Here is an 11,599-nt window from a genome sequence, read left to right on the forward strand (position 1 = left end):
TGCGCGGGGGCCCCGCCCGGGGACGAGCCGGTGGGTCCGATGATCGGACTGTTAGGGTCCGAGGTATGCCCGAGCTCATCGCACCCACGTCCCGCCTGCACGGCTCCTGGCTGGGCGCGCAGGAGGAATGGGGCGCCGACGCCCCCATGGACGGCGCGGGGCTCGGCTCCGAGGACGACGTGGACAGTCCGGAGGGCTTCGCGGCCTGGGTGGAGCGACTGCACGGCTACGGGGACCGCAGGCTGCCGGTCGAACACGGCCGGGTCCACGCGACGTACTGGTGGATCGCCGAGGGCGACACCTACCTCGGCGCCATCGACCTGCGGCACTACCTGAACGGCTTTCTCCTCGACGCGGGCGGCCACATCGGCTACAGCGTCCGGCCCTCCGCGCGCCGCCGCGGCCTCGCCACCTGGGCCCTCGCGGCCGCCCTCCACGAGGCGCGCCTGCTGGGCATGGACCGGGTCCTGCTGACCTGCGACCCCGGCAACGAACCGTCGATCCGCACGATCGAGCGCAACGGCGGAGTCCTGGAAGACGTCCGCGAGACCCTGATCGGTCCCAAACGGCGCTACTGGATCGACCTCTGACCCGGACGGTTCCACGGGAGCCCTACGGCCGCGGACTCCAGGCCAGCTTGGCCGCCAGGACGTCCACCGGGAGGATCTCGGGCGCCGCGGCCAGCAGGTGCGGGGCCTGCTGCAGCAGGGCGGCCGCGATCTTGCCCCGGAGGTGCGCGGTGCGGTCCTCCTCGTTGCCGAAGACGTCGAAGACGCCGAAGGTCGTCGGTCCGAGCCGCAGGGCGAACCACGCGGTGGTGAACTCCTCCTCCTGGGCCAGCGCGAGGGCTCCGGTGAGCAGCTCCTCGACGGCCTTGGCGTGCTCCGGCTTGGCTTCGAGCCGAATGTGCAGGCCGAGCCGGGCGGAATCGGGGCTCGGGTCGTTGACCATGGTGGTTCTCCTTCGTCGGGGCGCGGCCGCGCCGTTCGATGTGATCAAGGTATGGCCCACCGGACGGCACCCACCAGTGCCAGACCCGCCGCTTCCTTATACGTTTCTGACATGACGATCACGTTACGCCGTGCCCCTGCCGGGAGCCGTACCGCGCCGCCCGCCGCCCCGCGCGCGCACCAGCCGGTTCGGGTGCGGGCTCGCAGCGTCGTGTCGTAACGCTCCGGTGCGGTGGTGGGAGGCCGATAGTGGGGCTGTGAACGACTGGTCGCAGGGATCCCAGCAGGCCGGCGGCGCCCGGACCGGCTCCGGCGACGTCATCGCGGCCCGATGAGTACGCCGGTCACACCGGCGGTGCCCGGCGCTGTGCACGAGGGCCGGCACGCCGGCTGGCTGGAACTGTTCTTCGACCTCGTCTTCGTCGCGTTCGCCTCGCAGCTCTCCCACTCGCTGCACGGCGACCCCGGGCTGCGTGACTTCGCCGTCTTCCTGGCCCTGTACTTCCCGCCCTGGTGGATGTGGATCAACCTCACGGTTTCCGCGAACCTCTTCCCGGCCGACAGCCCGCGCCGCCGCCTGCTCATGCTGGCGGCCATGCTCTGCCTGGCCGTCATGGCCGCCGCCGTGCCGCAGGCCGACAGCGACGGCGCCCGCGCGGCGGCGTACGCACTGGGCTACGGGGGAACCCGGCTCGTGCTGCTCGGGCTGTGGTGGCCCGCCACCCGCTTTCCGGATCCCCTTCGCATCCCGCGATGGCGGCCGCTCAGCTACTGCCTGTTCTCCGCCGTGCTCTGGGCCGGATCGGCGGCCGTGCCCACACCCTGGCGGTACCCGGTCTGGGCCGCGCTGCTCGCCGCCGAGATGGTGCTGCTGCTGAGCGCACGGGGCCGCGGGATCCCCGGCCGGCTGCACACCGGTCATCTGGTCGAGCGGGTCGGGCTGTTCGTCATCATCGTGCTCGGCGAGTCGGTGATCGCGCTGGTGACCTCGACCGACCACGCGTGGACGGCGCGCGCCGGGGTGGTGGCCGCGCTGGGCTTCGTGCTGCTCGCCGCGCTGTGGTGGTCGTACTTCGACTTCGGGGCGACCTCCGCGGAGCTGATGCTCGGTTCCGCCGCGGGGAACCGGGCCTATCTGCTGGCCCGCGACGTGGCCGGCTTCCTGCACTTCTTCGTCACCGCCGCGGTCATCTGCATGGCCGCCGGGCTGGCCACCGCCGTGGAGGAGGCCGGCCACGCGCATCTCCCGCGGGGCGCCGTCTGGGCGCTCGCCGGCGGGCTCGCCCTCTACCACGCGGCCCACGCCGGCATCGCGCTGCGCTTCGGCCGGCCCGTGGGCAGCGTCGCGCTGTGGGCCGTGCCCGGCATCGCCGTCCCGCTGCTCGTCGTGCTCGGCGCCGACCACCTCGCACCCTGGCTGGTGGTCCTGATCCTCGCCGCCGAGGCCATCGTCCACCTGCTGTACGCCACGGCGGTCGCGCGGCGCCGGCGCGGGGAGGCAGCCGGGGGCCGCCCCGGGTGAGCGCAGGCCCGTACCGCAGGCCCGTACCGGTTGGGCCGCCAAGACCCCGCGTTCGCGCGGGTGTTACCGTCGCGCCATGTCCAAGGTCGAGATCGATGCGCTGACCGCCGAGTTCTTCGGCGCCTTCGACAACCGGGGCGGCGCGAGCGCCGACGTGGCCCGGATCCGCCGGCTGATGGTCCCGGGCGGCGTGATCGTCAAGACCGGCCCGGAGTTCACCGTCTACACGGTCGACGAGTTCATCGCGCCTCGCGAGCTGTTGCTGGCCGGTGGACGGCTGGCCGAGTTCTGCGAGTGGGAGACCTCCGAGCGGACCGAGATCGCGGGCGACGTCGCCTCGCGGTTCGGCGAATACCGCAAGTCCGGGATCCTGGACGGGGAGCCCTTCGAGGGGGCGGGCACCAAGACCATCCAGTTCGTCCGCACGCCGGAGGGCTGGCGGATCGCGGCCTTCGCCTGGCATGACCGGCCGTGACCGACCGGCGGCCCGGCCCCGCCGCTCGGCGCCCATGAGCACGGGCATGAGCGAGGAGATGAGCACCGACAGCACCGGCATGAGCACCGGACCGATGCATCGCGGCACGCACCCCGTCGACGAGGACCTCGTACGCCGTCTGATCGCCGGGCAGTTCCCCCAGTGGGCCGCGCTGCCGGTGACGCGGATCGCGTCCGGTGGCACGGTCAACGGCATGTACCGGCTGGGCGGGGACATGGTCGTCCGGCTGCCGCTCGTCAAGGGTGGCGCCCCGGACGTGGCGATGGAGCAGGAGTGGCTGCCGCGTCTGGCATCCCGGCTGCCCACGGCGATCCCCGAGGTGCTCGGCGCCGGGGAGCCGGGTGAGGGGTATCCGTGGCCGTGGTCGGTCTGCCGGTGGCTGGCGGGGGAGAACCCGCAGGCGGGCGCTTTGCGCGAACCCGCGCTGCTGGCCGGGGATCTGGCCGGGTTCGTGACGGCCATGCGCGGCGTCACCCTGCCGGGGGCGCCCCGGGCCCATCGCGGCGGGCCGCTCGCCTCCCTCGACGGGGCCACCCGGGCGGCGATCGCGGAGCTGCGCGGGATCCCGCAGGAGGGCGTCGACTGCGACGCCGCGGCCGCCGCGTGGGAGGACGCGCTGCGTGCCCCGGCCTGGGAGGGACCGCCGGTGTGGCTGCACGCCGATCTGATGCCGGGCAACCTCCTGGTGGACGGCGGCCGGCTGACCGCGGTCATCGATTTCGGCTGCACGGGGCTGGGCGATCCGGCCTGTGACCTGTTCCCGGCGTGGAACCTGCTGCCCGCCGGTGCCAGGGAGGTCTTCCGCGAGCGGCTGGGCGTCGACGACGCGACCTGGGCGCGCGGCCGCGTCAGGACGCTCTCGCAGGCGCTGATCGCGCTGCCGTACTACCGCGGCACGAACGAGGCGATGGCGCGCAACGCCCGGCACGTGATCCGGGCGGTGCTGGAAGAGCGTTGAGGCCGTGCGCCGGGGGTGGGGGCGCCGCTGACGCCCCCACCGTCGTGGGCGCGTCAGCGGTCAGGAGCTGGCCGCCGCGGTGCAGGCCGAGCTGCCCCCGCAGAAGGTGACGTCCCAGTGACTGCTCTCCCGGGCGTAGACGTTGCCCGCGGCGGACCGGTAACGGGCGGCGCCGTCACTGCGGTTGGTGATCCGCGTGAAACTGCTCGTGACGTAGCTGCTGACACACGTCGTCGGGCTGAAGTCGATCTTGTAGCCGTTCCAGTGGCTGTAGGTGCCGGAGGCGTGTCCCACCTCGGTCCCGCCCGTGATCGTCAGGGTGCAGCCGCTCGCCCGGCGCAGGGTGATGGTGTCGTTGATGCTGGCGGCGTTGACCTGCTCCAGGGAGGTACACGTACTGACGTACCGGTTGCTGCACCCGCCGCTCGAGTACAGGCTGATCCCGCCCGCCGCGCTCAGCTGGCTTACGGCCGTCGCGTGACTGAGCTTCACCGGGGCGGCGTTGGCGGTCCCGGGCGCCACCAGGGCGACGAGAGCGGCGGTGGCGCCGACGAGGCTGGTGGCGAGGGTGGCGCGGACACGGCTTCGCATGTGGCTCTTCCCCTTGGTCGAATCGGGGTGGTGCGCGTGACACCACCTTCAGCGCGATGTCGCCACCGATGATGGACGGGGCGATCCGTCGCCGGAAGGGGGAGAGCGCGCCTGGCCGGAAGAGACCGCCTACCCGCCGTCCCCGAGCACATCGCGCTGGATCTGGTGGGCGAGGGCTCGGCGTACGGAGGCGGGAGCCGCCGCCGTGGCGCTCGCCTTCGAGGGGACGTCGAGGCCGCGGCTGATCTCGTCGTAGACGTCCCGGTACCGGTCGGGCATCTCGGCCCGGTGGATCCTCAGGTCCTCTTCGAGCAGGCGCCGCAGCTCGTCGACGTTCCGGGGCGTGAAGCGCCTGCGCCCCCGGGCGAGGGCATGGACGCAGCGGGCGCAGCGGGCACCGTCGAAGGCATCGGCGACCTCCTCCGCGAGAGCCCAGAGGCGGCCTTCGAGCCAGGGGGCGTCGTGCTGGTCGAGCGAGAGCACCGGCGCGGGGAGCGGGTCCTCGCTCCGGTACTTCGTGACCTGCTTCGACACGGCGGGCTGGCTCATGTCGGTGATCCGGGCGATCTTGTCCTGGGTCCAGCCGAAGCCGACGAACATCCTGATCATCTCGGAGCGCAGCCGGCGCATCTCCTCGCCCGCGCGGATGACCTCGTTCATGTCGGCGAGCATCCGCTCGGCCTGCTGCTCGGTCAGCGTGCCGGGCCGGGGGTGCGCGCGCTCTTCGCCTGCCATGACTCGGTTATACACCAGCGGGACCCCCTTCATAACCTGGTTGTACAACTCGGTTATGGCTGGCAGGATCCGTGCCCGTGCCCACTTTCACCGCATCCGACGGAACCCGTCTCGCCTACCGCGTCCAGGGGGACGGCGGCCCGGTCCTGTGCATCCCGGGAGGTCCTGCCGACTCCGCCTACCTCGGCGACCTCGGCGGGCTGTCCGCCCACCGTCGGCTGATCACTCTGGACCTGCGCGGGACCGGCCGCTCCGCGGTGCCCGAGGACACCTCCTCCTACCGCTGTGACCGCCTCGTCGACGACGTCGAGGCGCTGCGCGCGCATCTCGGCCTGGCCCGGACCGACCTGCTCGGCCACAGCGCGGGCGCGAACCTCGCGACGCAGTACGCCGCCCGCCACCCGCGAAACGTCCGCAAGCTCGCCCTGATCACCCCGGGGATGCGGGCGGTGGGCCTGGACATCTCCGGGGAGACCCGGCGCAAGCTCGCCCGGCTGCGCAGCGGCGAGCCCTGGTACCCGGCGGCGTTCGCCGCGCTGGAGGCCATCACCGAGGGCGCGGGCAGCGACTGGGACGCCATCAACCCCTTCTTCTACGGCCGTTGGGACGCCGCGGCGTGGCAGCACCAGGCAGCCGGCCGGCCGCGCAACATGGAGGCCGTCGCCCTCTTCGGGGCCGAGGGCGCCTTCGATCCGCGGGCCACGCGCGCGGCGCTCGCCGCCTGCGGGGCGCCCGTACTGCTGCTCGCAGGGGAGTTCGACCTGAACAGCCCGCCCGAGACGGTGGCCGAGTGCGCCGCGCTCTTCCCCGCTGCCACGCTCGTCGTACAGCCGGGGGCGGCCCACTACCCGTGGGTCGACGACGCCGAACGGTTCGCGGCGGCCGTGGCGGCCTTCCTGGAGTGACGGGCCCCCGGCCGAGCGGGAGGGGCGACGGCTCCGGCCGGGGCATCCGGCCGGGGCCGTCGCGGTCCGCGCCGGCGCGACTACCAGAGCACGGGCAGGCGCTCGGGCAGGCGCTTCATGAAGCGGGTGCGCCAGACCAGCTGGTCGACCGGCACGGCGAGCCGCAGCTGGGGCATCTTCTCCAGCAGCACCTCGATGGCGATCTCCGCGTGCCTCTTGCCGAGGGCGGTGGCGGGGCAGTAGTGCTGTCCGCCGCCGAAGGACAGGTGCGTCCCGGCGTTCTCCCGGTCGATGTCGACGACGTGCGGGTCCGGGTACACGGCCGCGTCGGTGTTGGCGCCCTCGACCAGGACCAGGAGGAGCTCGCCCTTCTTCACCTCGACATCGCCCAGGGTGAGGTCCTCAAGGGCGAGGCGGGGCAGCCCGTCGGCGATGGACAGGTTGACCCGCAGGAGCTCGTCCACGGCTGCGGGGATCTTCTCCGGCGCCTTGCGCAGCTGCTCCCACACGTCGGGGTTCTGCAGGAGCGAGAAGATCGCCATGGTGAGGAAGCCCATGGTGGAGATGACGCCGGCGCCGAACAGTGTGACGCCGACCGTGGCGAGCATCTCGTCCGTCAGGTGGGCGTAGTCGGGGTCCTCGCGCAGGGCGGCGAGTTCGGCGATGAGCCCGGTCGTGGTCGGGTCGTCGAGGCGCTCGATCATGTACGCGATGTCCCGGTCCCAGTTGAGCTTCGCGCCGGTGACGGGGCAGGCGGAGTTCATGAACGCGATGTCGAGGCTCGCGGCAAGGCGCGGGGCGTCGGCCTGCGGTACGCCGAGGATCCGGCAGTGGAGGTTCTCGGCGTAGGGGTTGGTGAACTGACCGCGCAGGTCGACGGGCGCACCCTGGGCCAGGAGGCCGTCGACGAGGGCGGCGGCGTGGTCGCGCATCCAGCCGGTGAGGCCGTCGGTCTTGGGGTTGATCGCCTTCAGGACGGCCTTGCGCAGTCCGGCGCCGGTGATGTTGCCCATGTTGTTGACGACCTCGGGCGGGATCGTCAGCGCGTACTGGCGGGGCACCCCGGGGGCCGATGTGTCCTTCAGGCTGAACCTGGGGTCTTCCAGGACCTGCTTGCACAGGTCATAGGAGGAGACGAGCCAGGCTTCGTCGCCCGCGATCGTGCGGACCCGCTTGACCGGCTCGGTGCGGAGCTCTTCGACCTCGGGGGGAAGCCGGTCGCCGCGTGCGGAGAAGGGGAAGTCGAGCAGGGTGTCAGTGGGCATCAAAGTCTCCTTCGGCGGGGGTGATGATCGCGTGGCCCTGGTTGCGCGAGGCGCGCAGACCCGATCCGCGCGAGTAGAGCAGTTCCGCCATCGGCAGGAGCTGGTGGTAGCAGTTGAGGGACGAGGGCACGCCGAGGATGGCCGGCGTGTCGAGGAAGAGCGGTGCTTCGGCGCAGACGTACTGGAGGCAGACGTCGCGCTGTCGTGTGGTGGCGGTCTTCCCGTCCAGGACCTTTGAGGAGAGGAACGCGTCGACCAGGGAGTTGCAGGTGGTGCGGAACTCCGGGTCGGTGTCGATCAGGTTGAGCAGGTGGCTGTGCAGCGCCCGGTAGGCGGGGATGTCGGTGAGGGCCGACATCGGGCGGGCGCGGAGGCGGACGCCGGTGGGGTCGGCCTCGGCGGCGGCGTTGTTGACCTTGGCGCGGACGCCGCGCAGGTTCTTCACCGCTTTGCGTCGCGCCTCGTCCTCGCCGTATCCGAGGGCCTCGTACATCTCTGCCACGTGCAGGTCGGTGTAGATCAGGTCGACCTGCGCGAAGTTGCGCATGCCCCATTGGGCGAGGTCGATGACGCGCTGGGCGGAGAAGTAGCTGTTCCCCGGCGAGATGCCGATGACCGCATGGTCACCCTCGGTGTGAATCACTTCGCAATGCGGGGTGTACGGCCGGACTGTGAAGACTTCGGTTGCTGTCGTCAACAGGTGTCGGGTCCTTTGCGCCGCAAGTCCCATGGGGCCCTGTGCCCCGGGTGTGGCGGCGACGTGACGGAAAGCTACATGACCGGTGCGCGACGTTCCATTAGTTCCCGGCAGTAACTCACCCCTCGGACAGGACAGTTGCCGGGGGCATCTTTCGGACCGTCAGGGGAGCGGCCGTCCCGGTGACGAGGAGATGGCGCCCAGGTGAACGAAAGGCGTCTTCCAGGTCACGGCCCGCGCGGGCCCGGCTAGTCTTGCGTCGTGACCAGCGCAGGGGTGAGCCGCCGGGATGTGATGGGCGCCGGGCTCGGAGCCTGCGCGGCGGCCCTGGCCGGATGCGCCGGGAGCCCCGGCCCGGTGCGGCGGCTGCGGCTCGCCACGGGGCCGCAGGGCGGTCCGTACTACGCGTTCGGGAAAGCACTGGCGCAGGCGGCCTCCGCGAGCGGCCGCGGGCTGGAGATCGTGCCGGTGAGCACCGCGGCCAGCGTGAACAACCTGCGCAAGCTGGACGAGGGGTCGGTGGAGCTGGCGCTGGCCATGGCGGACGCGGCCGAGGACGCGGTGCTGGGGCGCGAGTCGTTCTCCCGTCCGGCCGCCGTGACGGCGCTGGCCCGGGTCTACGTGAACTACACGCACCTCGTCGTCCCGGCGGGCGGGCCCGTGCGGTCGGTGCGGGACCTCGCCGGACGTCCGGTCGCGGCGGGCGCGGCCGGGTCAGGCGTGCAGGTGGTGGCGCAGCGTGTCCTGGAGGCGGCCGGGCTCAGGGGCGGAGCCGCGCCGGCGCACGAGCGGTGGTTGGGTCTGGCCCCCTCGGTGAGGGCCCTGCGCGAGGGCACGGTCGACGCGCTGTTCTGGTCCGGGGGCGTGCCCACGCCGGCACTGTCGGAGCTGGCACGCGAACTGCCCCTGCGGTTCCTGCCGTTGGACGACTACGTGGGACCGCTGCGCGAGCGCTACGCCCCGGTGTACACGGCGGTCACACTTCCGGCGGGGGTGTACGGGCTGGCGGAGCCGGTGGGAACCCTCGGGGTCGGCAACTACCTCCTGGCACGGGAGGACGTACCGGGGAGCGCCGTACGCGAACTGCTGCGGGTGGTGTTCGCGCGGTGGCGGGACCTGCTGGGGGAAGTGACCGCCGGGGCGCGGCTGGAGCCTCGGTTCGCCATCTCGACCGGCACGGTACCGCTCCACCCGGGCGCGGTCGCCCACTACCGGTCGGTGTACGGCTGAACGGAAGGCTCCGTACCGGCTGAACGGCAGGTTCTCGCAATCGCCGGCCAGTCACGGCGGGGGAGAAGGGAGCCGGAGCTCGAAGACCAGCCCGTGCGGGGCGTTGCCGCTGACGCCGAGCCGACCGCCGCTGACGCGGGCGATCTCGTCGGCGATGGCCAGTCCCAGGCCGCTGCCACGGACGTTCTGGTGCTCGGGCGACCGTGCGAAACGCCGGAGCAGCAGCGCCCACTGCTCCGGCGGCACGCCCGGGCCGTCGTCGGCGACCCGTACGGCGGCGCTGCCGTCCGCCGCGCGCGTGGCGCGCACCTCGACGTGGCCCGAGGGCGGTACGAACTTCACGGCGTTGTCGAGGAGCGCGTCCAGGATCCGGCCCGCCGCGTCGGGCAGGCCGCACGCGCGCACGTCCTCTGCGACGACGGCCGTCAGCTCCAGTCCCGCGCCGCGGAAGACGGGACTCCAGGCACTCACCCGCTCCCGTACCGTCCGGGACACGTCCAGTTCGCTCAGCCCGTCCGTACCGGACTCGACCCGCGCGAGGGCCAACAGGCCGTCGAGCAGCTCCTCCAGGCGCTCCGCCTCGTCCAGCGCACGGGTGTGCTCGGTGCGGCCCGGCCCGGGAGCGAGGTGCGGTTCGACGTTCTCCAGCTGGAGGACCAGGGTGGCCAGGGGATTGCGGAGCTGGTGCGAGGCGTCGGCGACGAAGTCCCGCTGGCGGACGAGGGAGTCGGCCACGGCCTCCGCCATGGTGTTGAAGTGCTGCCGCAGACGGCGCAGTTCGGGCGGCCCGGTGTCGGAGACGGCCCGTGCCTGGAGGCTGCCCGCGGTGAGCCCTTCCACCGCCCGGTCCAGGTCCAGGACCGGGCGCATCAGCCAGCGCGTGATCCCCGCCGCGACCAGGGCGGCCGCCGCGAAGGCGGCGAGTGCCCCCGCGGCGATGAGCGACCAGCGGACCGTCACGTCCCGGCGGGCGGCACCGGTGGGTACGGTCAACAGGACCGCCCCGCTGACCCGTTCGTCCCGGCCCACCGGCTCCGCGAGCACGACGGTCCTCGGGCCCCAGGGGTGCAGGGCGGGCAGCCGGTCGGTCGAACGGCCGGTGAGGGCGCGGCCGAGGGCGTCCCCGGAGGGCTCCGCGCAGGCTCCGGCCCGCGCGAGCGTCGCTCCGGCGGTGTCCACCACGACCACCCCGGCTCCGTACAGCTGGGCGTACCGTCCGATCTCGGCGGACAGTTCCGCCCGGTCCGCCTCGGTGCGCATCCGGTCGGCCAGATCGGCGAACCGCACGGCCTCCGACCGCCGTTGGAGGAGCAGGTGCTCCGTGCGCCCCCGCGCGTAGGCATCGGCCAGCGGGAGGCACAGGAGCAGCGCCGCCACCCCCATGAGCACCATCAGCACGGCGAGCAGCCTGCGTCTCATCGCTCGCCGCCCCGCCCGCGCTCGCGCTCGCCGCCCCGCCCGTGCCCGCGCTCGCCGTCCCGCTCAGCGTCCCGCTCGCCGTCCCACCGCTCGCCCGCGGCCGGCGAGCCGAGCTGGTAGCCGAAGCCGCGGACGGTGCGCACCAGGCCGGAGCGGCCGGTCTTCGCGCGGATGCCCGCCACATGGACGTCCAGGGAACGGGAGGTGCCGAGGAAGGCGTCACCCCAGATCCGGTCCAGGATCTCCTCACGGGAATGCACCTGGTCCGGGCGGGCGGCGAGGAACGCCAGGACGTCGAACTCGCGCCGGGTCAGCCTGACCTGCGCCCCCGCCACCGTCACCGTGCGCCCCGCCAGGTCGACCTCGACGTCCCCGGTACGCACGCGGGGGCCGCCACCCGTGGCCGGGGCCGTGGCCGGGGAACCCGTGCCGGTACGGCCCGCGCCCGTACGGCCCGCGTTCACGCCGGTCCGGCGGCGTACGGTGTCGATGCGGGCCATCAGCTCGGCCATCCGGAACGGCTTGACGACGTAGTCGTCGGCCCCCGCCCGCAGCCCCTGCACGATGTCGCGCTCCTCGCAGCGCGCCGTCACCACGATCAGGGGCGCGTCGCAGACCGTACGCAGCCGCCGCAGCAACTCCAGCCCGTCCAGGTCCGGCAGACCCAGGTCGAGCAGCACGAACTCGGCCTCGTGCACGTGCCGCAGGGCGTCCAGGGCGCGGCCGACCCGGCGCACGGTGTGCCCGCGTTGGGCGAGGGCGGTGCCGAGGGCCTGGGCCATGCGGTCGTCGTCCTCGACGAGAAGCGCGTGCATGGGCAGTTTCCTCGCG

13 protein-coding genes are annotated in these 11,599 nt (G+C 73.0%); 6 read left to right on the forward strand and 7 right to left on the reverse strand.

From position 1 onward, the window contains the following. The first annotated feature begins 65 nt into the window (after positions 1-65). Positions 66-590, forward strand: a complete 525-nt coding sequence (locus AC07DU_RS22635; RefSeq protein ID WP_453373587.1) for a GNAT family N-acetyltransferase — start codon at positions 66-68, stop codon at positions 588-590. A gap of 22 nt (positions 591-612) precedes the next feature. Here AC07DU_RS22635 and AC07DU_RS22640 read toward each other — a convergent pair whose 3' ends face one another. After that, positions 613-951 carry a putative quinol monooxygenase gene (locus AC07DU_RS22640; protein WP_453373586.1) on the reverse strand — a complete coding sequence of 113 codons (339 nt, stop codon included), beginning with the start codon at positions 949-951 and terminating at the stop codon, positions 613-615. Between the two features lie 330 nt (positions 952-1,281). Here AC07DU_RS22640 and AC07DU_RS22645 point away from each other — a divergent pair, with 330 nt between their 5' ends. From AC07DU_RS22645 to AC07DU_RS22655, 3 genes are all read left to right on the forward strand, one after another. After that, complete coding sequence (locus tag AC07DU_RS22645; protein ID WP_479113158.1) at positions 1,282-2,472, forward strand: low temperature requirement protein A; 1,191 nt, start codon at positions 1,282-1,284, stop codon at positions 2,470-2,472. Between the two features lie 76 nt (positions 2,473-2,548). Beyond that, positions 2,549-2,947, forward strand: coding sequence for a nuclear transport factor 2 family protein (locus AC07DU_RS22650; protein ID WP_360904318.1), 399 nt, complete (start codon positions 2,549-2,551; stop codon positions 2,945-2,947). Between the two features lie 79 nt (positions 2,948-3,026). Further along, positions 3,027-3,926: an aminoglycoside phosphotransferase family protein gene (locus AC07DU_RS22655; protein ID WP_479113218.1), complete on the forward strand. Its 900-nt coding sequence runs from the start codon at positions 3,027-3,029 to the stop codon at positions 3,924-3,926. 60 nt (positions 3,927-3,986) lie between these two features. Here the strand turns inward: AC07DU_RS22655 and AC07DU_RS22660 are convergent, their stop codons facing one another. Beyond that, a complete protein-coding gene (locus AC07DU_RS22660) occupies positions 3,987-4,517 on the reverse strand; it encodes a hypothetical protein (RefSeq protein WP_479113160.1) in 531 nt (176 codons plus the stop codon). 129 nt (positions 4,518-4,646) lie between these two features. Further along, entirely contained in the window at positions 4,647-5,252 is a 606-nt protein-coding gene (locus AC07DU_RS22665) for a sigma-70 family RNA polymerase sigma factor (protein ID WP_479113162.1), read from the reverse strand. Between the two features lie 77 nt (positions 5,253-5,329). Here AC07DU_RS22665 and AC07DU_RS22670 point away from each other — a divergent pair, with 77 nt between their 5' ends. Next, entirely contained in the window at positions 5,330-6,157 is an 828-nt protein-coding gene (locus AC07DU_RS22670; protein ID WP_479113164.1) for an alpha/beta fold hydrolase, read from the forward strand. A gap of 80 nt (positions 6,158-6,237) precedes the next feature. Here the strand turns inward: AC07DU_RS22670 and AC07DU_RS22675 are convergent, their stop codons facing one another. Both AC07DU_RS22675 and AC07DU_RS22680 read right to left on the reverse strand, forming a co-directional pair. After that, positions 6,238-7,422, reverse strand: a complete 1,185-nt coding sequence (locus tag AC07DU_RS22675; RefSeq protein WP_479113166.1) for a cytochrome P450 — start codon at positions 7,420-7,422, stop codon at positions 6,238-6,240. Continuing rightward, positions 7,412-8,152, reverse strand: a complete 741-nt coding sequence (locus AC07DU_RS22680; RefSeq protein WP_453375101.1) for a cyclodityrosine synthase — start codon at positions 8,150-8,152, stop codon at positions 7,412-7,414. Before AC07DU_RS22680 ends, AC07DU_RS22675 begins: the two co-directional genes overlap by 11 nt. A 228-nt stretch (positions 8,153-8,380) precedes the next feature. Here AC07DU_RS22680 and AC07DU_RS22685 point away from each other — a divergent pair, with 228 nt between their 5' ends. Then, positions 8,381-9,349 carry a TAXI family TRAP transporter solute-binding subunit gene (locus AC07DU_RS22685; RefSeq protein ID WP_479113168.1) on the forward strand — a complete coding sequence of 323 codons (969 nt, stop codon included), beginning with the start codon at positions 8,381-8,383 and terminating at the stop codon, positions 9,347-9,349. Positions 9,350-9,400: 51 nt separating this feature from the next. Here the strand turns inward: AC07DU_RS22685 and AC07DU_RS22690 are convergent, their stop codons facing one another. Together AC07DU_RS22690 and AC07DU_RS22695 are read right to left on the reverse strand one after the other, a co-directional pair. Next, a complete protein-coding gene (locus AC07DU_RS22690) occupies positions 9,401-10,768 on the reverse strand; it encodes a sensor histidine kinase (RefSeq protein ID WP_479113170.1) in 1,368 nt (455 codons plus the stop codon). Continuing rightward, complete coding sequence (locus tag AC07DU_RS22695; RefSeq protein ID WP_479113172.1) at positions 10,765-11,583, reverse strand: response regulator transcription factor; 819 nt, start codon at positions 11,581-11,583, stop codon at positions 10,765-10,767. Before AC07DU_RS22695 ends, AC07DU_RS22690 begins: the two co-directional genes overlap by 4 nt. Positions 11,584-11,599 lie beyond the last annotated feature (16 nt).

The sequence above is a fragment of the Streptomyces sp. NPDC045695 genome (assembly GCF_056432025.1).